The following is a 21,910-nucleotide window of genomic DNA, read 5'->3' on the forward strand; positions in this document are numbered from 1 at the left end:
GATCGCAGCTGGCGTCACTTAAGCCCGGGTTCCCGCTACTCCGTCTTGCGAGGGCGGGCGGCGCAGGAGCATCAGCGCTATGGACCGGCCGGAATGACGAATAGGAAGCAGGAATCGTGACTGGGCAAAATGCGGACCGGCACCCAGTGGTCGGGGTCGGGGCAGAGACTCACTGGCAGCGCACGACGAACGGCTACGAAGGTTGCACGTGCCCACCATGGCGTTACCATCCGCGATACCCAAAACCCACAGACCCCGGTTGCGCCCAGCACGGCTCCGCCGAAAGGAATCGTTGACCACGGGGGGCCGCGGCGGCGGAAGGAATCTCGTGGGTATTTTCAGAACCAATCGAAGACCGAAAGATGCGTGAAATCGCCATGACGACATTTGCTGAAAAGAACCACGGCGGCACCGAAGTCCCTCAACCGGTCCTGCGCCCCAAAATCAAGCGCTTCTTGAAGGGTGCCGCGATTGTTTGCATCGCGCTCGCTGCCACGACAACTGCCGCCACAATTGCGCCAACCGCGCACGCAGCAACCGGCACAGACGTATTCGTTCCAGAGCTGAGTGCTATTCCTGCAAAAGGAAGCCGCCCTTCTGCTCCGAAAACTATATTTTTGAACTTTGAGGGCGGTTCATTGACGAAAACATCGTGGAATGACCTCACCGGACTAAATATCTTGCCCTTCAAAGCTAGTGGCATGACCGACGCTGAAAAGCTCGAGGCCTACCAGGAAACAGTCCAAGCCTTCTCTTCATTCGACGTGAATGTTGTGACGACAAAACCGAGCAACGATGATCTCGTGAAAACCACTCCAGCGGACACACGCTACGGGGTGGTTGTCAACATCAGCAGCAACACCAGAGCAGACCCCGGATTCGACAAGGTCTATAGCGGGCCCAGCAACACGGGAAGGGCCCCGGACAACGGCTTCGGTAGTGCCTACGAGAACCAGATCTTCGTTTCTTCCACCTACGCGAGGAATCAGGCAGTCTCACTTGTTAACGGGCAAAAGGCATACGATGGGGACCCCGGCCATGCAATTGGGAACACTGCAGTTCACGAAATCGGCCACACCCTCGGCCTGCTTCACCACGGGTTCACCCCATCAACTAACGGTCAGACCGAGTACTACAGGCCGGAGGAAGGGATCTGGGGGCCGATCATGGGTTCAACTGGGCGTGTAGCGTTTTCCCGCTGGTCGGGCGGCTATCCCAACGACACCCACCCGGGACAGGACGATATAAAAGTTATGACGACAGAACGAAGCATCAAAGATGCAACAAAGTCTGTCGGATTCGATTCCGCTGGTTCCCCAGTCAGAAGCTATTGCACGTCGAGCGATGGAACGACATTCGCGCCGGAACTCATCGGGGGAGAATGCACAGCTGCGGCCAAAGCTAATCCTGCTAATGCTGTTTCTGTTGAAACCTATTACTCTGGCAAGGTCGCCTTCGTCCAGACTCCGGAATCAACCAATCCGGCAGCTCCTCGCGAATTAAATACCACCACGACATCTCTGTCCGCGAACGGACAACTCGTAACAAACGATGCACCCAACTACTATTCCCTTCATCTTGGCAAGGGGCCGGCGTCAATTGACATAGCTCCTATCGGCCCCTTTAGCCGACTTGACGTCAAAGTTTCTCTGCTTCGATCGGGCGGTGAAATCCTCGCCGGACCCATCGACCCAGCTGCGCAGACAGTCGTTCAGAAAATGAGGAGCGGAAGCGGAACCTTTGTTCAACAGATCCCCGGCGAGGCCACTGGGACCGGTGCCCGGATTGATCTGGATGTTCCCGCCGATGGTTCATATGTTCTCAAAGTTGAGCAGGCTTCACTGGGCAAGATGAATGCCAACACTGCTGTAAAGACCGTGGCTTCTCCTACATATGGAAGCCTCGGCTGGTACACGGTTCGCGGAACAATCACGCAAGCTGAACCGTCTTCTGCGGCTGTGCCGCCGTCTTCGCCGTCTGCGCCGTCTGCTTCTGCGGCTGTGCCGCCGTCTTCGCCGTCTGCGCCGTCTGCTTCTGCGGCTGTGCCGCCGTCTTCGCCGTCTGCGCCGTCTGCTTCTGCGGCTGTGCCGCCGTCTTCGCCGTCTGCGCCGTCTGCTTCTGCGGCTGTGCCGCCGTCTTCGCCGTCTGCGCCGTCTGCTTCTGCGGCTGTGCCGCCGTCTTCGCCGTCTGCGCCGTCTGCTTCTGCGGCTGTGCCGCCGTCTTCGCCGTCTGCGCCGTCTGCTTCTGCGGCTGTGCCGCCGTCTTCGCCGTCTACGCCGTCTGCTTCTGCGGCTGCAGGAGCGCCGCGGCCGGAATCTACGGCTCCTAAAGGGCGGCAGACGGGCCCAGTTTCAGCAGTCGTAGGCACTGCCCTCGCCGAAACTGGCGCAGGCAGTGCCCCGTATTGGTTCATCGCCGGCGTGTTCGCTCTGTTCATTGGGGGCTGGGTGGTTGCTATTGCGTCCGGGCGGCGTCCCGGACGGCACTAGTGAGTCGAACAAGTTCCAGTCGAGGGTCCGCCTTCTTCGTCAATTCGGCGCGGTTTCTGCTGTTGATTCCACGAGGGCAGACGGTGGAAATGACGTGCCGTGACCGGGAAGGAGAAAGGAGGGCAAGGCGCTTGTTGATGCAAGGGTTCGGTTTAGGGGCTTGTATCCCTTAAGTACCCCCTGTTGAGGTGGGGTGGTCGTCGTTTACGGTGGCCTTGGGAGGGGCCGGGGTGGTGCCGGTTTTCGGCTGGGCGTCATGGCTCGTGAAAGAGATCGTTGCCTCTGGCCTGTCTTCCAAGCAGACCCGATTGAGGGAATTGGTGAAGGAGGGAGGCGGTGCGCTGCACCGGCGGCGGTCGTATGGGATGGATCTGTTGCGTTGGTTCCGCTTCTTGTGGGCGCTCGGGGTGGTTGGAATCAGGCGACACGGGTTGAGGCACGCGATTCTATCCGGTGGCTGCAGGTCACGGCCAAGCCCACGCGGGCGCATTGGCGCTATCCGGCTGGTGGTTCCCCGGGATCGGGCAGAGACCCGGCGGTGGCCAGAGTGAACGCGGTGACCGGCAAGCCATCTGGTGGCGATCGGTACGAGCCTGCGACGGGGGCGCATTGCGAGGGCGTGCTGCGCGGCTTCTATGATTTCCATCTGGAAGCCGGGACCGGGCCGATGCTCAACCCGTTCCCGCTGGCACCGCATGCCCGTGCCGGCCGTGCGGGAGCGCATCGCAGTCCGATGGAGCCGTTCGGCCGCGAACCCCGTGGCCGGTAGCGGCCGAAGCTCGTGACGCGCGCCGCGCAGCATCCCGGACGAGCGGTTCGATGAGCTGTTCGCGCAGTTGGGCTCGCATCGCGACCGAGCGCTCGTGGCGTTCTGGGTCTCGACCGGCGCGCGGGCCAGTGAACTGTTGGGCGCCACGGCCGGTGATGTCGATCCGGGCCAGCAGCTGATCACGGTGATGCGCAAGGGAACCCGGGTGATGCAACCGCTGCCGGCCGCACCGGATGCGTTCGTCTGGCTGCGGCTCTACCAAGCGCAGCTGGAGGACCTGGCGCCGACTGGCCGGGACGAGCCGCTGTGGTGGACGCTGCGCCGTCCGTTCCGGGCGTTGGGATACGACCCGGCACGGGCCATGTTCACCCGTGCGAACGCTGCGCTGGGGGCGAACTGGTCACTGCACGATCTTCGCCATACCGCCGCGTATCGGATGGGGCGGGACCCGCAGATGCCGTTGACGGATGTTCAGTGGGTGCTGGGCCATGCGCACCTGTCGACCACGCAGCGCTATCTGAACCCGGTGACCGAGGACGTGATCGCCGGCGTGCTGGCCTTTCACGCCAGGCAGCGCGAACGCGGCCCTGAGGCTCCGCCAGCGGCGGGATACCGGCCCGAGAGCCTGCGGATCCTTTTCGGCGAGGCCGGATCATGACCGGCAGCACGAACCAGACGATCATCCCTGAAGAGACCGCGGCAGCGGCGGCGAAAGCTACCGCGAAGCCGACCGGGGCGCAGCTGCTGGCCGCGTTCCCGCCCCGCCCGCCAGCCGCATCTTGGCCGGCCACCGAGGCAAGTCGCGCTGAGGTGCTCGCCCGGGTCTTGGCCGCGCCCTTCACCCTGGATAACCGGCTCAGCCAGCAGACGCGCCGGACAGGGGTGTTGGCCGTGTTGAGCTGGCTGCAGACCCACCCAGGCGAGAGCTGGCAGCAACGCTGGCAGGCCAGCGGCGCGGAGACCCACCCGGACTGGCGCGACATGGTCACGGTCACGGCCGCAGGCCGCTCATGCGCGCAGGCAGTATCCCGGAGGCAGTTGCCGCATCTGAGTCCGGGACTGCTGGTGCTGATCTGCGTCGATGTGATCCGACCGGGCCTCGGTTGGCTGCTGCGGTTCGTCCCCGCACGCCGCAATCTGGCCACCGAGATGGCCCGCACCTGTGACAGCTCGGCCTTCGCGGAGCTGGCAGAGTCGTGCACGCGCGCCCAGGTCGGGCTGCAGAGCGGGCAGCAGGCCCTGACCCGCATCGCCATGATCATGGCCCCCAATGGCGGACCGGTCAGCGAGGATAGGGCCGGTGATTGTGTCCAGATGCTGGAAGGCGCGGCCGGGCTGCGCGCATCCTCCGGCTTGGAAGCGCACGCCACCAGTCCGCTGTTCTACCAACTGCTTCACGCCCACGGCGTGCTCGGCGAGGATGCTCCGGCCGCGATCGAGGTATTCTCCGGCCGTGGCCAGCCAAGCTGTGAGCAGCTCATCGACCGCTACCGGATCGCCTGCCGCCCGGTGCGCGACGTATTGGTCGACTACCTGCGCGAACGCCAGCCCGCGGTTGACTTCTCCTCGCTGCAACGCCTCGCCTACGGGTGATGACCCGGACCCGAACCACCGCCGGTCCCGGCGGTGAGCAGATCACGCTCACAACGCCCAGACTGGACGGACGCAGCGTGCTCTCCGCGGTGCGGGCCTTCTACCTCGACATCGCCGAGTGGGCGCCCGGAGAGCTGTTCACCACCCGCACCGGGCAAACCCTGCGGCGCGCGGCAATGCGGACCGAGAGCACCGGGCGCGTCTGGGCAGAACACCCCGACACGGGGCAACGCCTCGACGTGACGTTCGAGGAGCACCGCGGATTCTGGACCTGGGCGATGGTTGAGGTGCTGCGCCACACCGTGCTCCGGATCGAGGAACTGACCGAGCTCTCGCACCACAGCCTGATCCAATACCGGCTCCCCGGAACCGGCGAGCTGATCCCGCTGCTGCAGATCGCCCCATCCAAGACCGACGCCGAACGGCTCCTGGTCATCTCGCCCGAACTCGCCGACGCGCTCTCTGCCATCGTGACCCGCATCCGCGCCGGACAGCAGCAAGTGCCGCTCGTGGTCTCCCACGACAAGAACGAACGCGTCTACAACCCGCCCATGCCGCTGCTGTTCCAATGGCGGCGCCGTCTGGAGAACCGGACAGTGTCCGAAGGGGCGCTCCGCAGCTACCTCGACCACGCGCTGAGCGCGCTCGGGGTCAAAGACGCCTCCGGCCACCCCATGCGCAACACCTTCCACGACTTCCGTAGGCTGTTCATCACCGACGCCATCATGCACGGCATGCCCCCGCACATCGCCCAACTCGTAGCCGGTCACCGCGACATCAACACCACCATGGGCTACAAGGCGGTCTACCCGGAGGAAGTGCTCAACACCCACCGCGCCTTCCTCGCCCGCCGCCGCGCGATACGCCCCAACGAGGAATACCGCACCCCGACCGATGAGCAATGGGACCAGTTCATCGGCCACTTCGAACACCGAAAAGTCTCCCTCGGCGACTGCGGCCGCTCCTACGACACCCCTTGCATCCACGAGCACAGCTGCCTACGCTGCCCGCTGCTACGGTCCGACCCGGACGCCCGCCAACGCCTCGCGCAGATCCGCGACAACCTCATCGCCCGCATCGCCGAAGCCGAGGCCAACCGCTGGCTCGGCGAAGCAGAAGGACTGAAAGTCAGCCTCGCCGGCGCCCGTGCCAAACTCGCACAAATGGACCAGATCAGCGCCCGCCGCCAACAATCCGTCCGGCTCGGCTTTCCCACCTTCACCGATACCGCCGGACGCGCCACCACGGGACGGCCCAACAACCCGCCCGGCTGACCCCAGCCCGGCGCCGAGCGGCTCAGCATTGGAATTCAAGACCATTTCTAGTTCGGAGAAGATGTCTCCGACGCTGCGTGGCTGGCTGATCTGGGCGCGCACGGGCTGGTGAGGGCCTCCTTCGTGCCACCGCCGCCGATCCGTGAGCTGCGGGACCTGACCCGGGCGCGGACCGTCATCACCCGGGAGCGCACCCGGGAAGTGCAGCGGCTCGAGAAACTCCTCGAGGATGCGTGCATCAAGCTCTCCTCGGTGGCCACGGACATCACGGGCGGATGCGTGCGAAGATCCCCGAGCTCACCGATGCGCTGACCGGACGGTTCCTTGACCATCACCGCTACATGGCCGCCCTGTATCTGCACCGGATCGACGCCCACACCACCGACATCAACGACCTCAGTGCCAGGATCGAGGAGGCGATGGAACCCTTTCGCGACGCCCGGGAACTCCTGATCAGCATCCCGGGATTCAGCACCACCGTGGCCGAGGTCTTCATCGCCAAAACCGGGGCCGACATGAGCGTCTTCCCGACACCTCAACAGCTGGCATCCTGGGCAGGCACGTCCCCGGGAGCCAACGAGTCCGCCGGCAGGGTCAAGTCCGCCAAAACCCGGCCCGGCAACCGCTATCTCAAAGGCGCCCTGGGCATCGCGGCGCTCTCGGCAGCAAGGTCCAACGGCACCTACTTCTCCGCCAAATACCGGCGCATCGCGTCCCGGCGCGGACCCGTCAAAGCACTCGTCGCCGTCGAACACGCCATGCTCACCGCCGCCTGGCACATGCTCACCACCGGCGAACTCTACCGGGACCCGGGAGCCGACTACTTCACCCGACGCACACCCTCCAGGACCAAGGCCCACGCGATCGGACAACTCGAATCCCTGGGCTACAAAGTCACCATCGAACCACTCACGGCAACCCGATAGATGCCGGCCCGAACAAGCTGCCCTGTTCCCCAGCCACAATCGCCGCCAACTATGGAGCCAACCTCATTTTCATGTCAGACACACTCATCCCAGCAGGGCCACGGGCCCTCTTGTCTTCAACGACACGAACTCAATTCCCCACCAACCACGAAGAGGCGGTTTAGGAAAATCAAGGGGTTGTCCGGCTTGCCAGGGATCCTCGCCTCGTGAAGGGGAAGATCCCCGGGGAGTTGGCCTCGCGGCCGGTACTGACTGGTATTACGTTGGTCCACAGTGCCGACACGGTCACCGTAATGCCGGGGCAGATCATGTTCACAGCCTGGGTCCTGAACGATACGGACTCCCCACTTCGGAGTATCCATCTGGTCACTCGTTCTTTGACGAACGCAGGTTTGACGAACGCAGTGATGGAGCCATTGATCCACGCCACCGCATCACCAGGTGAGGTTCTTTAGGATGAATGCGATGCGGCGGTTCCTGTCGCCGCCGGGACTGACTGTGGTGAATGGCTTTTCATCCTACCTGGCGGTCGCCCCACAACCCAGTTGTTCAGCAGCCCCCTAGGGCGCCGCGGAGGTGAAGTGGACGATGAGGCTCAGGAGTCGCAAAACTTTCCAGAACGAAAGTGTTTGTTTTTGTTGGAGTCCCGTCACGATCAATGGATTGCAAGCTAGTAATAGGAAGCTGGGTAACGGATGGTCCCCCGTCCGTCACCTAGCCAGTGTGCCCCTATTGTCCGCTTGGCTGTGGGGTACGGGGTTGCTGCCTGAGACCTGGCAAACTCCGCGGCCGGCCGTGAACGTGCGGCCGGCCGCACTACTGAATGCTCTGGCATCTGAAACCAGAAAATGGCTCGAAGAAGATCAATGAGCCAGATCCCAGCTGGAACGCCGAGCCGTCAAAACTTCGCGTAGCCACATGGCGCCACCTACCGACCCAGCAACCGGTTCCGCGGATCCGGCGTACGGGCCGCCCAAAAATCTGATCCAGCTTTACTATCAGTTTCGCGTCACAGGAGTCAAACTCGCGCCTACTACTTATGTAACAGCACAAGTCAAGTCACAAGCCAGTGATAGCTCGGCTGTTATACCAAGGAATCCACGACGGTCGTTTGAAAGCAGAAGCGCACTGCCTCAAATCTCCGGGCACCCGGGTCCATGCACACGTGGAGCTTCGTCCGCAGTTCAACTCGACAAGAACGGAATAATCATGACTCTTTTTTCTTTGACGCCCACCTTTAACTTCAACCTTGCCCTCCACTTCCTCAGGATCGGCTGAGGAAGTCCCGTACCCAGTAGTCGAGAAGTGCCCCGCACGTCGTGCGGGGCACTTCCCCTTGGCTGGGATCTCCACCAATCCTGCGCCGAGTTGCAAGACCACGGGCCGCAATTGAGGTCCTCAGGTTCACGATCTGGGTTCCACGATCACTGCGGCACGCAAGCTGCACCCTCAAAGGCGGAGCTTTGACGCAGCATTCAAATCCATCGGACTACGGCACACCTTGCAGGTGCCCCCGTAACGACTCGGGTCAAGACGCTCTCAAAGGGGTCGTGCATGCCTCAGCTATTTGTGCTTGCGTTTGTTCGAGCGCCGGCCGGTTGCTTTGGTGGTGGCGGTGAAGAGATTCAGCCGTTCCCGGACCAGGGCCTTGAGGAACTTGACCTCGGCGGCGGTGTCATAGCGGTAGTGGAAGGCGCGCCGGGCGGACCACGTCGCCGTTCTTCTGCTCGACATGAGCGGTGTCGTTGGACTTGTCCGGCCGGGTCCGTGCGACGTAGAAGTCTTTGTCGCCGGCCCACATGATCAGGGCGAAGTCGATGAATTCCCCGCCGTTATCGTTGTGCAGGCCGACCAGCGGAAACGGTAGCCGGGCTACGACCGCGTCAGAGGCTGCGAGCACCCATTTGTGCTCCCCGTTGCGGACCGCGTCGTTCTCGGTCTAGGCCCTGGGATTCATCGTGGCGGCAGATACTTACCCGGTGACAGCCACGAGCGCGTCCAGAACCCGTATCCTCTCCGAACCGGGTCCCGCGGGCATGCGCCCGCGCCTTGATCACCGTGACTGCCCTGCGCTGGCTCATCGTCAGTCCCATCCCTCAAGGATGTCCGCGCCTGCACCTTCCCGGACCTTTTCCAGTGAGGCAACGTATCCGGCTAGGCGGAGGTTTCCAGAGAGTCAACGCGCCCCCTTGAACCCTGTTCGCTCCAGGTCTAGCATTGCCGGCACGCACACGGCAGGAACCAACCGTCTTGTGCTGTGGGCGCACCCGAGACCGACGCCGATCAAAGGTGGTGAGGAGAGCCATGGGCAAGACAACTGCGGAGGCGTCATCAGCGGGGCTAATGGTTGACCTGATCATCTCCTTGGACGGCTATGCCTCGGCCGAGGGATGGCCCGGCTGGTGGGGACTGGAGGGGCCGGAATACTTGGCATGGCTTGAGCAAGAAGCGGGAAAGGGTTACACGACCCTCCTCGGAGCGAAAACCTACCGGCTCATGTCCAGCATGTCAGAGGCGGCCGCGGCCGAGGGCTCGGGGTTCTCCGTTGACGAGGGGGCCAGCCTGACCGGCCTCGCCACCGTGCCCAAGGTCGTCTTTTCCTCCACATTGCAGGCACCTCTGACTTGGCCGAATTCGGAGCTAGTCACCCGGGATGCGGTCGAGGCCGTGGCGGACATGAAACGCCGCGGGACGGGAACCTTGCGCACCCTTGGCAGCCTCAGCCTCTCCCGATCGCTGCTGGCTGCGGGTCTCGTGGACAGGTTCCGGGTGGTCGTCTTCCCCGTGATCACGGGCCGCACCGGGCGGGAGCGGATCTACGACGGCTATCCGGATGTCTCGCTCGAGATGGTGGACAGCAGGACCTTCGACGCCCGGCTCCAGATGCTCGAGTACGTCCCAACCGTGCTCAACGGGCCGCCAAGCAGCGGTTCAACGTGGAGCACACCAGGGGAATAGGCAGCGAACTAGTGACGTGCTTTTCAGCGTTCGGATGCCTTGGCCGCTTTGCTGGCGGCCTTGGCGGCCTGCTTGTTCGCCCGCACTTTTTTGAGCGAGTCCGAGTCCACGATGTCGGCGACAGAAAGATATGCGCCCTCCTGGCCGTAAGGTTCAGCGGCCTCGCGCCATCCTTGCGCCTGGAGCCCGCACTGTTTGCCCAGTAGTGCCAGGAAGATCTTTGCCTTTTGCTCTCCGAAGCCAGGCAATCCCTTCAACCTGCGGAGCACTTCCTGACCGTCAGGTTGGTGCTGGGTCCAGATCGCAGTTGCGTTCCCATTCCAGTCGCGCTCTACGGTCATGGCGAGGTCCTGGACGCGACTTGCCATGGAGCCGGGAAAGCGGTGGATGGCCGGACGCTCCTTGAAGATCTCAACGAAGTGTGCGGGGTCAAATTCGGCGATGGCTGCGGGCGCCACGGTCCCCATGCGGGTCCGGATCTTTTCGGGGCCGGCAAACGCAGATTCCATGGTCACCTGTTGGTCAAGCAGCATGCCGATGAGAAGTGCGAACGCGTCGTCGCTGAGCAATTGATCGACGGCGGGGTCGCCAGTGATGTGCAGTTCCATGCGCCCATCCTCCCACCCCTTTCCCCTCATCCGCAGGGGCAAATAGAGGTGAAGCCCAGCCGACATGGCCGAAAGCCCGACCGGCAAGGATCAACTCCCCAGCCCGGGTCAGCCAGGCAAAGTCTCGCGACCGGTGCCATTGGAGCAGGTCAGTCCCTGCAATTAATTACCGATTGCTGCGGCATCTCGCCTAAGGAACTCGGACTAAGGAGCGCGATCATGGGTTGGGGTCCGGCAGGGCCGAGGAATCAGCTGGCGAGGCCACCAGCAATGACCGGATGAAAGCTAAGGGCAAGGCCCGTCAAGTCGGAACCGAGGCTGGCAGGTGAAAAGATAAAAGACGCTTTCAGGAAGCGCTGATCCGCCGACGTCGGCAAGCGGGCGCGGGCCGCATAGGTCGCGCCCTCTCTATGATCCGTCTTCGCTTTGGATGCGGTCCTTCACGTCCTGAGGCATGGTGGAGCACGCGTCGCTGTCGGAGCGTTGGGCGGCATGGCTGTCTGCCGTGTCCGTAATGCCGACCGTCGCGACGGCCGCCTGCCATCCGCCCAGGCCGACGAGCTGCCGGGGCACCCAAACATTTGCGGCTCCGTTCACGAGGTTCCACACCGCAGGATGGACCCCCGTGCCCAGATAGATGCCTCCGTTGGGGTCCCGCTTGACCAGGTCGGGCAGTGGAAGAACACCCATCAGCTGCGCAGACTGGTAGTCCGACATGTTCCACGGCGGTGTTCCAAAGTAGTACCAGCTGGCGGCGCAGACCCCATACAGATGGGGCCCGAACTGGGCGTAGTTAAGGTACAGTTCCAAAGTCCGCTGGGGACTCAACGTGTAACTGAATTGGGTTGCCAGGACGGCCTCGATGCCTTTGCGGACGGCGCTCTGGTCGTCCCAGAGGAAGATGTTCTTGACCAGCTGCTGGGGGATCGTGGATCCGCTCGGGTCGGGCTTTCCCTCGAAATAGGCTTGTGCCCTGGCCTGGAAGTCTCCGAGGTCGAAGGCGCCGCTGCGGGTGCCGAGCTGTTCGTCTTCGTGGGCAATCGTCGCGGCGAGCAGATGCCGGCTGATGTGGTTGATGGAGACGAATTGGTAGACGTTGGGCTCGCCCGCCTCCAGCATGTAAGCGGTGCGCGGCGGGGTCACACCCATGCCGAACAGGAACGCAATGACCTGGATCAGGACGAGCGGGGCGGCCAGGGCCAGGAGGAGCTTACGGTGCCACTTGCGCTTACCCCGCTTAACCGGATAACTGTCCATGACGGCCGGCGGACGGGCCTGATCCGGCCCCGCTACAGGCCGCCTCGCCCGTTCCGCTGCAGGCCCTCCCGGTACCGTAGGGGTCGGCACTGGGTAGCTGACGACCTTGGTCCGCGCTAGGCCGGGCGGGCCCGGTAAAGCAAAGCTCCCCGGCTGCGAATGTCGCGGCGGGGTCGGTGGTGTTGGAGTGTCCATCGGTCTGCCTTCGCGTCTCGTTCCGCCCGGTCACCCTTAAGTGGATGGAGGATGGCACGAAAGCCTACCGGGCTGTTCTGGTTGTTACGCTCTCCGGGCCTTCAGTTTCCCTTCAGGGAGTTCCCGAACGTGTTCGATGGCTGCGGCCTTAGGTGATCCTGCGCCTGTATGCGGCGACGGCGAGAACGTAGACAACAATGGGAGGATGCCGAAGCACCACGCGAGAGGGATTTAGATTTCGCAGCCGACCGGTCGTTGTGCAAGCAGGTCTTGGATCGTGTTGGCGATTGTCAATGGCCATCAGTTGCTGCCCACCGACGGCCAGTGAATGTGCCCGCTGGTGGCCAGCAAAACTGCCCGGTGATGGCCAATAGATCTGCCCACTGCATGGTTCGGCGGGATCGGCCATCTTCGGGTCGTGTTAGTTCAGTTGGGTGACTCCTTTTCCGGCGAGGGCCTGGGTGAGGCGGATGGAGTCGCCGCTGGTTTGGCAGACGTGGGCGTGGTGCAGGAGCCGGTCCACGGTGGCCGTGGCGAGGGTTTTGGGCATGAGCTCGTCGAAGCCGGCCGGGTGCAGGTTCGAGCTGATCGCGACGGAGCGTTTTTCGTAGGCGGCGTCCACGACCCGGTAGAGGCCTTCGGCGGCGTCGGTGGCCACGGGTAACAGGCCGATGTCATCGATCACCACGAGTTCGGCGCGGAGGATTCTGGCGACCGCGCGGGTGACGCTGTCATCGGTGCGGTGGGCCCGGATCAGGGCGCCGAGGTCCTCGAGCCGGAACCACGCCACGCGCATCCCGGCTTCGACGGCCTGTTGGCCGAGGGCTTCGAGGAAGAACGTTTTCCCGGTCCCGGAGGGTCCGCAGACGACGAGGTTTTCCCGCCGGGTGATCCATTCCAGCGTCCGCAGTGCCCGCTGGGTCGGGGCCGGGATCGAGGAGGCTGCGGGGTCCCAGGCGTCGAAGGTCTTGCCTGTGGGGAAGCCTGCTGCTTTGCGGCGGGTGGCGAGCATGGACCGGGCACGGCCGGCTGTTTCTTCGGTGAACAGGGCCTTGATGACCTCGGCCGGTTCCCAGCGCTGGGCCCGTGCGGTCGCGATGAGTTCCGGGGCGAGGGCCCGGGCGTGGGGCATCTTCAGCTGGCGCATGAGCGCTTCGAGGTCTGCCGGCAGTGCCGGGGCGGTGGTGTTCGTGGTGGTGACCGGGCTCATCGGTTCTGCTCCTTCGGCGTAGCGAACGGTCCGGCGCCCATAGCTGCCCAGGCGCCGGTGCCCTGGGTCAGGGACCGGGTCTCGTCCGCGGAGTGGGCGGTGGTGCGTTGGATATTGGCGTTCAGTATCGAGGCGAGGTCCGGGTGGGCGAATCGGCCGTGGACTGCTGCGTTGCCCAGGGCTTTATCAACTTCAGCGGTCCCGGCGATTTTGGCCAGGGTCACGGCCTCGGCCATCTTCACGTTCATCCTGGCAGTGCCGGCCGCCGCGGCCTCCAGAAGCCAGGTCCTGGCGCCCTCACCGATGGCCAGGAACTCGGCCTCGCCGGCGTTGCGGGCCATCACGGCATAGTCGCCCGGGATTCTGGTCCTGGTCCCGGGGAAGTGCTCATCGATGATCGCGGGGCTGCCGGGCCTGGCTCGGCCGTGGAGTGCGGCCTCGATCGGACCGGACGGGCCGTGGTGGACGATGATGATCTGTTCGTCGGGTCCGGTGCCGTGGCAGCGGACGAACACCCGGGCTCCGAGCAGGTGCGCGGGCACGGAGTACTGGGCGTTTTCGAAGGTGACCATCGGGGTGTTCTCCGGAACGGTGCGGGCCAGTCCGAACGCGACCGTGTGCGCGGTCTCCGGGATCCGGTGCAGGCGGGATGCCTCCTCTGCGAGCACCGCGGCCGGTTTACGCCGAGTGGTGCGGTGCTCACGGTTGTTTACTTCGTCCATGAACGCCTGGCAGGCGGCCTCGAGCTCGGCGAAAGAACCGTACTCAGGCCGGAGGTTAGTGTCCTTCGGCACGAGGTCGGCCTTGGCCAGTTTCACGGACGCTTCGACTCCACCCTTCGTGGCAGGGTCCGCGGGCTGGCAGGTCAGCACGGTGATGCCGTAGTGCCGGGCGAAGTCCAGGGTCTGCTGGTTCCGCACCGGGACTCCGGCGACATGGGCGGTGGTGACGGTTTTCTCGTTGTCCGTCAGAACATAGGTCGGTGCCCCGCCCAGGATGCGGAAGCAGCGGTCCAGGGCGGCGAACACGCTCGGCGCGGTCCTGTCCCGCAACGGGATCACGATCCGGAACCGGGAGAACGCCAGCCAGGCCACGAACAGGATGGTCTTCACCCCGCCGACGCGTGGCCCGTCGCCGAAGTCATACTGCAGCCACATCCCTGGCTCTGTGATCCATGGCCGGTGAACGCGGGTGTGGCCCAGCCGCCATGCGGCTTTGACCTGCGCGATCGCACGGCGGGTGGACCGCTCCGACCCCGCATAGCCCAGGGCGAGGAGCTTCTCGTGGGCTTTGTCGGCGCGGATCCGACCCTTGGACGCCTCGATCCATTCCTCAATTTTGGGCAGGTACGCATCGGTGACCCGGGGCCGAGGCGCCGGTTCGGCGATTGGCCGGCCGGCGTCCCGCGCCGCGACATGTCTGGCAACAGTGTGGTGCGAGCATCCAGTGAGCTCCGCCGTTGCCCGTAGCGATCCGGTCAGATCGTAGGCAGCAAGAATTTCCATGATTTCTCCGTCATGCTTCATACAGGGCCTCTTCCTGAGTGACTTGGTGCGTCTAGACACCGTCATCAAATCCCGGGGAGAGGCCCCCGCCGCTTAAGACGCGGCAGGTTCAGTAAGGAAGTGGGCAGATCTCATGGCCACCGGTGGGCAGTTTTACTGGCCGTCAGTGGGCATTTTCGTGGCCGCCTACGGGCAGTTTTTCATGGCCGCTAACAGGCGATCGAGGTGACAGGCTGGTTTTCAGCGGAAGCGCGCACGGGACCCGGCATGGTTGCCGTGGGGACGAATGCCGAGTTGATGAACGGCAGGAAGATCAGCGCGTAGGAGAATCCTCCGGCACCATCCAAAGTGCAACGCCTTTCAATAGAGTTGCAGGATGGATCACGGGCCGGGACCTGGATCCGAAAGCGTATGTCCGGCGTTATCCATAACGGGCCCTACAGTTCAAACCAGCGAAGATCGGGAGCGGCAATGACTTCCGCAAGAACCTTCGCGTAGATCGTCATTATTTTCAATCCCGACAGCACCGGGATGCTCCCCGGCCGGCGGAGCAGTTCCGCGGGAAGTTGGAAGATGTTCTCAGCTACCCGGTGGACATCAGACTCCAGCCAACTAACCATGCCGGGCACGCCGTCGAACTGGCACGCGACGGCGTGCGCGGCACTGGGGATGTGCTGGTTGTGTCCGTCATACGCACTCATATGTCGGCTTCGGGCTGACTCCGGTGGTGGCTATGGATCTGGAAAAGGGCGGCAAGGGAGCTCTTCGGGGAAAGCTCTCCATCATCCGGACCTTCTTGAAGATCAAGCCATTTGAAATACGCCAGGCCGACGGTAAGCGCAGCAGGCTCTACAGTCTTGTGCTTGCCAATATTCCGGAGATGGCGAAGTACGTCACGCTGAGCGACGCGCACGACAAGCTCTCTGATGGAAAGTTAGAAGTGATCGTCCTCCCCTGCATGGCAAAGTGGAGGGTCAAATCCTTCTCCTTTCAGATCGACGGTGAAGGGAAATCCGTAGACGCACACATCGCGGTCAGGATCGAATGCGCCCCGGCGGCGCACTGAACTTTGGGACAGTCCCGCCGACGATGGGATATAGTCAGCAGCCTTAGTAATTGCTGGAATGTGGTGAGGACTTCCTCGCGAGCAAATGGCTTGGACGTCGCGATGAGGAGCATGAATGGAAATTTGGCCAGGATCCGCGTATCCGTTGGGTGCTACTTTCGATGGCACGGGGACGAATTTCGCGTTGTTCAGCGAAAAAGCGGAGAAGGTGGAGTTGTGTCTCTTTGACGAGGACGGTAATGAGGTCAGCTATACCGTCAGCGAGGTGGATGGTTATGTGTGGCATTGTTATCTTCCGCATGTTCAGCCGGGGCAGAAGTACGGGTACCGGGTGCATGGTTTGTATGATCCTGCTGCGGGTCAGCGTTTCAATCCGAACAAGCTTCTGCTGGATCCTTATGCCAAGGCTGTGCATCGGCAGATCGATTGGGATCCGGCTCTTTTCTCTTACAACATGGGGGATCCTGATTCCCGGAATGATAAGGATTCCGCGCCGCACATGATGATGGGTGTGGTGATCAATCCGTTTTTCGATTGGGCCGGTGATCAGCAGCTTCGGATCCCGTATCACCGTTCGGTGATTTATGAGGCGCATGTGAAGGGCCTGACGCAGCTTCACCCGGAGGTGCCCGGTGAGCAGCGCGGTACGTATGCCGGTGTCGCGCATCCGGCGGTGGTTGCCCATTTGAAGAAGCTGGGGGTCACGGCTATCGAGCTGATGCCGGTCCATCAGTTCACGAACGACGGTATTCTGCAGGACAGGGGGTTGAATAATTACTGGGGGTATAACACCATCGGGTTCTTCGCTCCGCATAATGGTTATAGCTCCAAGGGTGATACCGGCCAGCAGGTGCAGGACTTCAAGGCGATGGTCAGGGCTTTGCATACGGCGGGTATCGAGGTCATTCTCGATGTGGTGTATAACCACACGGCCGAGGGTAATCATCTGGGGCCCACCTTGTCGTTCAAGGGGATCGATAATTCCGCGTATTACCGTCTGGTGGAGGGTGATCTCAAGCATTACATGGATTACACGGGGACGGGCAACTCGTTGAACGTGCGCAGCCCGCATTCCTTGCAGTTGCTGATGGATTCTTTGCGTTATTGGGTGACGGAGATGCATGTGGATGGTTTCCGTTTTGATCTTGCCTCCACGTTGGCGCGGGAGTTTTATGATGTGGACAAGCTCTCGACGTTCTTTGAATTGATCCAGCAGGATCCGGTGGTCTCGCAGGTGAAGTTGATTGCGGAGCCTTGGGATGTGGGTCCGGGCGGGTATCAGGTGGGGAATTTCCCGCCGCAGTGGACGGAGTGGAATGGCCAGTACCGGGACACGGTGCGTGATTTCTGGCGGGGGGAGCCTTCCACGCTGGGTGAGTTCGCTTCGCGGTTGACTGGTTCGGCGGACCTTTACGAGCATTCGGGGCGGCGTCCGGTGGCTTCGATCAATTTCGTCACGGCCCATGACGGGTTCACGTTGGCTGACCTTGTTTCGTATAACGAGAAGCACAACGAGGCCAACGGTGAGGGTAACAATGACGGGGAGTCTCATAACCGTTCCTGGAATTGCGGGGTTGAGGGGCCCACGGAGGATCCGAAGGTCCTGGGTCTGCGGGCCCGTCAGCAGCGGAACTTCATTGCGTCCATGCTGCTTTCCCAGGGTGTTCCGATGCTGTTGCATGGTGATGAGCTGGGCCGGTCGCAGCGGGGGAATAACAACGGTTATTGCCAGGACTCGGAGTTGACGTGGATCAATTGGGAGAGTGTGGATCAGCCGTTGGTGGAGTTCACGGCGGCGGTCAGTGCGTTGCGGGCCAAGCACCCCACGTTCCGGCGGAGCCGGTTCTTTGATGGCCGTCCGGTGCTTCGGGGGGAAGGCGAGAGGCTTCCGGATATCGTGTGGCTGGACGTGGACGGGACCACGATGACGCCCTCGGACTGGGACAGCGGTTTCGGTCGCTCCGTCGGGGTGTTCCTCAACGGTGACGGGATCCGTGGCCGGGATAACCAGGGGCGCCGGATCAAGGACGTTAATTTCCTGCTGTACTTCAACGCCCACGACGATGAAGTCGGTTTCAGGGTTCCCTCGGACGAATACGCGCCCGCGTGGGACATCATCATCGATACCGCTGGCGGCGGAGCCGACACCGAACCCGTACTGGCGGAAACCGTCCTCGGTGTCGGGGCCAAATCGCTCGTGGTCTTGCGGGCACACAGCGTGCCGGACACCGACCCGGACCACTCCGTCGCCGCTTCCCTGACAGCGCTGACGCTCACGTCGACCGCCGAAACCGCGGCGCTCACGTCACCTACTGTTGCGGATCCCAAGAGAACGAGAAAGACGACGTAGAAGTAAATGGGGCGGTCGGTTCAGGAACTGGTCGCCCCATTTACTGTGAGCTGCTTCTGTGCTGAGTGAAGTCTTTTCGACTTTCTTGCCCAGGATCCTCGCATATAGGGTCACGGCAGCTCCGAGCAAGGTCGCAGCCGTTTTGCAGAAAGTGTTAATGCCGACGTCGTCTTGTTTGGCGATCCGACCCTTGTTCTCCTATGCGATCGCCAGGTCCGCAATGAGGTGCGTGGCGAATGCGGCGGTTTGCACGGCGGCTGGTCAGACGTCGACCAGCCGCCGGCGAAGAGACATGATTCCCAAAATTAGCCCGCCTGCGGCAGTCAGCAGGAGTACGGTCAGGTCCCGCGCCAGGTTGTCGGTCGACTGGTAGAAGATCGCGGCCTCCAGAGCATCCACGCCGTAGAACGTCGGTGTGAAGTGCGCTATCGTCTGGATCCATCCGGGCAAGAAAGCGGCGACGCCGATTCCCCCGCTCAGGAAGAACAGGTAGATCGCGACGTTGATCCCCGACGCCGACACCGCTGAGAATCGGCGCAAGGCGCCTCCCAGTGCCGCGCCTAGACCTGCCGCCGCTAGTGCGATGAGCCCGGTGGCCGCCAGCGCCGGCAGCCAGTACCACCCTGCTGGTCGCAGAAAGCCCGAGATCGCCGAAAGAATCAGTACCACTGCCGCCACCAGCATGGTGGTTACCCAGCACGCAAGGATCTTGCCCGCGATCAGAGTCCCGCGGCTGATCGGCGAGAGAAGCAACGCTTTGATCGTTAGGTCTTCGAATTCCCGGGCGATGGCCAGCCCGCCGTTGACGACCCCCATGAGTGTAAGGAGCAGCACCAGGATGGGCACCAGCTCAAATTGCACCAAGCCGACGTCGTGGGGCCTCAGGTCCGTCTCGGCTACGCCGATCATGATCGGGTTGTCCGGCTGGCTGGAGTAAAAGCGGGTAATCGCGGCCGGCAGCGATCGGCGCAGGTCGTTGGTGAAGTCGAGGTTGAGGTTGTTGATCCGGATCTGGACCGGGTCGGGCCGGTGCATCCGGTAGTCGTCGTCGAAGGATGCGGGGATGGTGATGACAGCCGCGACCTGGAGCGTGTCCAGCAGGCCCGAGGCCTCCTCCGAGGTCGCGGGCCGGACGCGGAACGCGTCCGAGTCTTCGAGGATTGACACAAGGCGCTGAGCCTGCGGCCCGTTGTCTTCGGCTACCACAGCCACCGGGTTGCGGCCGGTTGCCCCGGCGACGATGAAGATGATCAGCAAGAAGGCGATCGGCGGCAGTAGGCTGACCGCGATCGCCGACGGTGTCCGTGACCACGTCAATATGTCTTTCGCCGCGATGGCAAGCATCGCCCGGAGCCCTCCCATCAGTGGGCGAACCCCCGGCGCCCGAACACAAATGCCGTGAGAGCGATCGTTCCCAGCGTGAACCCGGCCAACACGATCGTGTCGACGGCCAGGTTCTGGGTGGCGGTCTGGTAACCGTGGAAGGCATGTTGGAAGGCGGCAATCGCATAGGTGAGCGGCGATGCGGCGGCGATGGCGCCGGGAATGGCGCCCAGCCAGTTCGCCGGTCCGAACGGCCCGCTCAAAAAGAAGAGCGGCAGGATGCAGGCAATGGAGAGCGGGATTGCTTGCTGGCGTCGACGAACGACCGTTCCGGCGAGGACGCCGAGGGCAAGGAAGGCTGCGATCATCAGCAGCCCGAATCCGAGCACCTCCAATGGATGGAGCGGCCACACGCCGATCAGCAAAATCACGACTCCAAGCACCAGGACTGCCGACGCGGCCGTGAGGGCTGCCGAGCCGAGCATTTTGCCCAGCCCGATCGCAAGACGGCTCACCGGCGCCAGTGCCAGCTCCTTAATGGTTCCCAGCTCGTAGTCCCTCGCGGCATTGACGCTGCCTTGCAGGATTGATGCGAGCATCAAACCAGCCACGACGATGCTCACGGCGAGGTAGGGAATGTAGCCGGTGTCCTGGGCCTGGACGTCGGCCTCGACCGCATTCACGACGACTTGTTCGGGGAACGCATCGGCGTAGAAGGACGTTATCGACAGTGGGACCGCCCGACGGATGTCGTTGGTGAAATCGACGTTGAGGTTGTTGACCTCGACCGGGATGTCGACCCGGGCTCCGGCACTTAGCGCAGCATCGAAGTCCCGCGGCACGGTCACGACGGCAACGATGCTACCGGCCCGGATCTCACGCTCCGCGTCGGCCGAGGTCGCGGTGTGGATGATAAACGAATGCGAGCCGCCCATAGCTTGAACAAAGCGTTCCGCCAAAGGTCCGTTACCGTTCATCACCACGGCGATCGGAGCTTGACCGCCGCTGATCGCGAACAGCAGGAAGAGCAGCAAGAAGTTGATCGGGATGAGGATGCCGATGATCGCGAAGAGCGGCTCACGGAGGGTTAGGCGGATGTCCGTCGCCGCCACCGCCCGGACTACGCGCAGGTCATGGCGGAGGCTCATTCCCGGAGCTCCTTGCCTGTCAGGCTCAGGAATACTTCGTCCAGGCTTGGCTCCCGGCTCTGGATTTCCTCAAGGCTTGTGGAGCCAACCACCGTCGTCACGATCCTGCCGGTGACATCGGAGCCACCTTCCACTGTGACCTTGAGGGAACTGTCGGACACGCTGACGGAGACTACGCCGGCCAACGCGCGGACTTCTCGAAGGAGGTCCTCCCCGGGAGCCGGTCGAGTGCGCATTTCGACCACGGTGTCACCGAAGCTGCGCCGCAGCTCGGACGGCGAGTCGAGCGCCACCAGTCGGCCGTGATCGATGATGGCCAAACGGTCGCAGAGGACGTTTGCCTCCTCGAGGTAGTTGGTGGTGATGAGCACAGTGGTACCCCGCTCCTTGAGCTCCAGGATCCGGTCCCAAAGCGCCCGTCTGCTCTGCACGTCAACCCCCAGAGCGGGCTCGTCGAAGTAGAGCAGCTCGGGGTCGTGGAGTAGCGCCCGCACAAGGGCCAGCCGCCGTTTCATGCCCCCGGAAAAGGTGGAGACGCGGCTTTTCCTGCGATGCTCCAGCTGCGCAAGATCGAGCAGAGCGGTGATCTTCTTGTCGAGTCCTTGCCGGGGCACGTCGAAGAGGTCTGCGTGAAAACGGAGGTTTGCTTCGGCGGTGAGCTCCTCGTAAAGGGCGTTCTCCTGCGGCACGGTCCCCAGCCGGCGTCGTATGCTTCGCGGATCCTTCAGCAGGTCGATGTCCAAGACCCTGACCCCGCCCGAGCTTGGGCGGCTCAGGCCGCTGATCATGTTGATGATGGTGGTCTTGCCCGATCCGTTGGGCCCGAGGAGGCCGAAGATCTCCCCGCGCTCAACTCGCAGACTGAGGTCGTCGACGGCGGTAAAGGAGCCGAATCGCTTTGTGACGCCCATGAGCTCGATAGCGGTTTCGCTCATGCCTCTTCCTCCTCACGTGTGACGGAATCACGGCTCCATGATGAGATGGCGCCGCACGGAATACAAGCGGTTGGCGTTGCAGTCAGGTGTGCTCGCCACCATTGGAAGAAGAAAGATGTCAGAAAACACAGCATCGCGGGCAAGAAGGTTGCGTTCTTGTTGCCGGACGGCGTCGAGCAGATTGAGCTCACCGATCCGTGGCAGGCCGTGAAGGATGCAGGTGGGTAGCCGCGGTCAGCCTGGGCCTAGGCTGACCGCGGCGGATTCCCGGATGCGGGTTAGTGCGGTGAGGTGATGAAGCCCC

21 protein-coding genes and 4 pseudogenes are annotated in these 21,910 nt (G+C 62.9%); 9 read left to right on the forward strand and 16 right to left on the reverse strand.

Annotated elements, in window-relative coordinates:
* Window positions 1-421: 421 nt before the first annotated feature.
* Window positions 422-544, reverse strand: coding sequence for a hypothetical protein (locus ABD884_RS11005; protein ID WP_345045349.1), 123 nt, complete (start codon window positions 542-544; stop codon window positions 422-424).
* Between the two features lie 157 nt (window positions 545-701).
* Here ABD884_RS11005 and ABD884_RS11010 point away from each other — a divergent pair, with 157 nt between their 5' ends.
* Window positions 702-2,489 (forward strand): zinc metalloprotease, encoded by a 1,788-nt coding sequence (locus tag ABD884_RS11010; RefSeq protein ID WP_345045352.1) that lies wholly within the window; start codon window positions 702-704, stop codon window positions 2,487-2,489.
* Between the two features lie 169 nt (window positions 2,490-2,658).
* Here the strand turns inward: ABD884_RS11010 and ABD884_RS11015 are convergent, their stop codons facing one another.
* Window positions 2,659-3,405, reverse strand: coding sequence for a hypothetical protein (locus ABD884_RS11015; RefSeq protein WP_345055334.1), 747 nt, complete (start codon window positions 3,403-3,405; stop codon window positions 2,659-2,661).
* On the opposite strand from ABD884_RS11015, the gene ABD884_RS11020 reads away from it, so the two are divergent.
* From ABD884_RS11020 to ABD884_RS11035, 4 genes and pseudogenes are all read left to right on the forward strand, one after another.
* Window positions 3,353-3,916 (forward strand): tyrosine-type recombinase/integrase, encoded by a 564-nt coding sequence (locus ABD884_RS11020; protein WP_345045359.1) that lies wholly within the window; start codon window positions 3,353-3,355, stop codon window positions 3,914-3,916. The genes ABD884_RS11015 and ABD884_RS11020 overlap by 53 nt on opposite strands.
* Window positions 3,913-4,851 (forward strand): hypothetical protein, encoded by a 939-nt coding sequence (locus ABD884_RS11025; RefSeq protein ID WP_345045363.1) that lies wholly within the window; start codon window positions 3,913-3,915, stop codon window positions 4,849-4,851. The genes ABD884_RS11020 and ABD884_RS11025 overlap by 4 nt, the downstream gene beginning before the upstream one ends.
* The gene (locus ABD884_RS11030) at window positions 4,851-6,125 is read left to right on the forward strand and encodes a tyrosine-type recombinase/integrase (RefSeq protein ID WP_345045369.1); all 1,275 of its coding nucleotides are present in this window, start codon (window positions 4,851-4,853) and stop codon (window positions 6,123-6,125) included. Before ABD884_RS11025 ends, ABD884_RS11030 begins: the two co-directional genes overlap by 1 nt.
* 60 nt (window positions 6,126-6,185) lie before the next feature.
* Window positions 6,186-7,051 (forward strand): annotated as a pseudogene (locus ABD884_RS11035) (IS110 family RNA-guided transposase); the annotation flags it as partial.
* A 169-nt stretch (window positions 7,052-7,220) separates the two neighbouring features.
* On the opposite strand, the gene ABD884_RS11040 reads toward ABD884_RS11035, so the two are convergent.
* From ABD884_RS11040 to ABD884_RS11055, 4 genes are all read right to left on the reverse strand, one after another.
* Entirely contained in the window at window positions 7,221-7,481 is a 261-nt protein-coding gene (locus ABD884_RS11040) for a hypothetical protein (protein WP_345045373.1), read from the reverse strand.
* Between the two features lie 834 nt (window positions 7,482-8,315).
* Window positions 8,316-8,459 carry a hypothetical protein gene (locus tag ABD884_RS11045; protein WP_345045376.1) on the reverse strand — a complete coding sequence of 48 codons (144 nt, stop codon included), beginning with the start codon at window positions 8,457-8,459 and terminating at the stop codon, window positions 8,316-8,318.
* 155 nt (window positions 8,460-8,614) lie between these two features.
* The gene (locus ABD884_RS11050; RefSeq protein ID WP_345045379.1) at window positions 8,615-8,785 is read right to left on the reverse strand and encodes a hypothetical protein; all 171 of its coding nucleotides are present in this window, start codon (window positions 8,783-8,785) and stop codon (window positions 8,615-8,617) included.
* Window positions 8,727-8,951 carry a hypothetical protein gene (locus tag ABD884_RS11055; RefSeq protein ID WP_345045384.1) on the reverse strand — a complete coding sequence of 75 codons (225 nt, stop codon included), beginning with the start codon at window positions 8,949-8,951 and terminating at the stop codon, window positions 8,727-8,729. The genes ABD884_RS11050 and ABD884_RS11055 overlap by 59 nt, the downstream gene beginning before the upstream one ends.
* A 404-nt stretch (window positions 8,952-9,355) precedes the next feature.
* Between ABD884_RS11055 and ABD884_RS11060 the strand changes: the two genes are divergently transcribed.
* Complete coding sequence (locus tag ABD884_RS11060; RefSeq protein ID WP_345045387.1) at window positions 9,356-10,009, forward strand: dihydrofolate reductase family protein; 654 nt, start codon at window positions 9,356-9,358, stop codon at window positions 10,007-10,009.
* Window positions 10,010-10,032: 23 nt separating this feature from the next.
* On the opposite strand, the gene ABD884_RS11065 is transcribed toward ABD884_RS11060, so the two are convergent.
* The 6 genes and pseudogenes from ABD884_RS11065 to ABD884_RS11090 form a co-directional block, all read right to left on the reverse strand.
* Window positions 10,033-10,617: an HhH-GPD-type base excision DNA repair protein gene (locus tag ABD884_RS11065; protein ID WP_345045390.1), complete on the reverse strand. Its 585-nt coding sequence runs from the start codon at window positions 10,615-10,617 to the stop codon at window positions 10,033-10,035.
* Window positions 10,618-11,025: 408 nt separating this feature from the next.
* Window positions 11,026-11,874: a transglycosylase domain-containing protein gene (locus ABD884_RS11070; protein WP_345045395.1), complete on the reverse strand. Its 849-nt coding sequence runs from the start codon at window positions 11,872-11,874 to the stop codon at window positions 11,026-11,028.
* Window positions 11,875-12,490: 616 nt separating this feature from the next.
* Window positions 12,491-13,279, reverse strand: coding sequence for an IS21-like element helper ATPase IstB (istB, locus tag ABD884_RS11075; RefSeq protein ID WP_345045403.1), 789 nt, complete (start codon window positions 13,277-13,279; stop codon window positions 12,491-12,493).
* Window positions 13,276-14,805 (reverse strand): IS21 family transposase, encoded by a 1,530-nt coding sequence (gene istA, locus ABD884_RS11080; RefSeq protein ID WP_345045407.1) that lies wholly within the window; start codon window positions 14,803-14,805, stop codon window positions 13,276-13,278. Before istA ends, istB begins: the two co-directional genes overlap by 4 nt.
* A 197-nt stretch (window positions 14,806-15,002) precedes the next feature.
* Window positions 15,003-15,134, reverse strand: a pseudogene (locus ABD884_RS11085) (ABC transporter permease); the annotation flags it as partial.
* 87 nt (window positions 15,135-15,221) lie between these two features.
* Window positions 15,222-15,485: a hypothetical protein gene (locus tag ABD884_RS11090; RefSeq protein ID WP_345045410.1), complete on the reverse strand. Its 264-nt coding sequence runs from the start codon at window positions 15,483-15,485 to the stop codon at window positions 15,222-15,224.
* Between the two features lie 26 nt (window positions 15,486-15,511).
* Between ABD884_RS11090 and ABD884_RS11095 the strand changes: the two genes are divergently transcribed.
* Together ABD884_RS11095 and glgX are read left to right on the forward strand one after the other, a co-directional pair.
* Window positions 15,512-15,850, forward strand: coding sequence for a diacylglycerol kinase family protein (locus tag ABD884_RS11095; RefSeq protein WP_345045414.1), 339 nt, complete (start codon window positions 15,512-15,514; stop codon window positions 15,848-15,850).
* A gap of 115 nt (window positions 15,851-15,965) precedes the next feature.
* Window positions 15,966-18,200: a glycogen debranching protein GlgX gene (gene glgX / locus ABD884_RS11100; RefSeq protein WP_345045420.1), complete on the forward strand. Its 2,235-nt coding sequence runs from the start codon at window positions 15,966-15,968 to the stop codon at window positions 18,198-18,200.
* A 66-nt stretch (window positions 18,201-18,266) separates the two neighbouring features.
* Here glgX and ABD884_RS26175 read toward each other — a convergent pair.
* From ABD884_RS26175 to ABD884_RS11115, 4 genes and pseudogenes are all read right to left on the reverse strand, one after another.
* Window positions 18,267-18,458: pseudogene (locus ABD884_RS26175) on the reverse strand (hypothetical protein); the annotation flags it as partial.
* Window positions 18,459-18,461: 3 nt separating this feature from the next.
* Window positions 18,462-19,562 carry an ABC transporter permease gene (locus ABD884_RS11105; RefSeq protein WP_425548277.1) on the reverse strand — a complete coding sequence of 367 codons (1,101 nt, stop codon included), beginning with the start codon at window positions 19,560-19,562 and terminating at the stop codon, window positions 18,462-18,464.
* Complete coding sequence (locus ABD884_RS11110) at window positions 19,562-20,671, reverse strand: ABC transporter permease (RefSeq protein WP_345045427.1); 1,110 nt, start codon at window positions 20,669-20,671, stop codon at window positions 19,562-19,564. The genes ABD884_RS11105 and ABD884_RS11110 overlap by 1 nt, the downstream gene beginning before the upstream one ends.
* On the reverse strand, window positions 20,668-21,606 hold the full coding sequence (locus tag ABD884_RS11115) for an ABC transporter ATP-binding protein (protein WP_345045436.1): 939 nt from the start codon (window positions 21,604-21,606) through the stop codon (window positions 20,668-20,670). Before ABD884_RS11115 ends, ABD884_RS11110 begins: the two co-directional genes overlap by 4 nt.
* Before the next feature lie 132 nt (window positions 21,607-21,738).
* Between ABD884_RS11115 and ABD884_RS11120 the strand changes: the two are divergent.
* A pseudogene (locus ABD884_RS11120) lies at window positions 21,739-21,831 on the forward strand (peptidase C56); the annotation flags it as partial.
* Window positions 21,832-21,910 lie beyond the last annotated feature (79 nt).

The sequence above is a fragment of the Arthrobacter methylotrophus genome (assembly GCF_039539965.1).
Classification (GTDB): Bacteria; Actinomycetota; Actinomycetes; order Actinomycetales; family Micrococcaceae; genus Arthrobacter; species Arthrobacter methylotrophus.

Bases quoted from the DNA above. Each gene is read 5' to 3' on its own strand.
- ABD884_RS11060 (WP_345045387.1), top strand. From the start codon at position 9,356: ATGGGCAAGACAACTGCGGAGGCGTCATCAGCGGGGCTAATGGTTGAC.
- glgX (WP_345045420.1), top strand. From the start codon at position 15,966: ATGGAAATTTGGCCAGGATCCGCGTATCCGTTGGGTGCTACTTTCGAT.
- ABD884_RS11090 (WP_345045410.1), bottom strand. From the start codon at position 15,485: ATGAGTGCGTATGACGGACACAACCAGCACATCCCCAGTGCCGCGCAC.
- ABD884_RS11105 (WP_425548277.1), bottom strand. From the start codon at position 19,562: ATGGGAGGGCTCCGGGCGATGCTTGCCATCGCGGCGAAAGACATATTG.
- ABD884_RS11030 (WP_345045369.1), top strand. From the start codon at position 4,851: ATGACCCGGACCCGAACCACCGCCGGTCCCGGCGGTGAGCAGATCACG.
- ABD884_RS11070 (WP_345045395.1), bottom strand. From the start codon at position 11,874: ATGGACAGTTATCCGGTTAAGCGGGGTAAGCGCAAGTGGCACCGTAAG.
- ABD884_RS11110 (WP_345045427.1), bottom strand. From the start codon at position 20,671: ATGAGCCTCCGCCATGACCTGCGCGTAGTCCGGGCGGTGGCGGCGACG.
- ABD884_RS11115 (WP_345045436.1), bottom strand. From the start codon at position 21,606: ATGAGCGAAACCGCTATCGAGCTCATGGGCGTCACAAAGCGATTCGGC.
- istA (WP_345045407.1), bottom strand. From the start codon at position 14,805: ATGAAGCATGACGGAGAAATCATGGAAATTCTTGCTGCCTACGATCTG.
- ABD884_RS11065 (WP_345045390.1), bottom strand. From the start codon at position 10,617: ATGGAACTGCACATCACTGGCGACCCCGCCGTCGATCAATTGCTCAGC.
- ABD884_RS11025 (WP_345045363.1), top strand. From the start codon at position 3,913: ATGACCGGCAGCACGAACCAGACGATCATCCCTGAAGAGACCGCGGCA.
- istB (WP_345045403.1), bottom strand. From the start codon at position 13,279: ATGAGCCCGGTCACCACCACGAACACCACCGCCCCGGCACTGCCGGCA.
- ABD884_RS11050 (WP_345045379.1), bottom strand. From the start codon at position 8,785: ATGTCGAGCAGAAGAACGGCGACGTGGTCCGCCCGGCGCGCCTTCCAC.
- ABD884_RS11010 (WP_345045352.1), top strand. From the start codon at position 702: ATGACCGACGCTGAAAAGCTCGAGGCCTACCAGGAAACAGTCCAAGCC.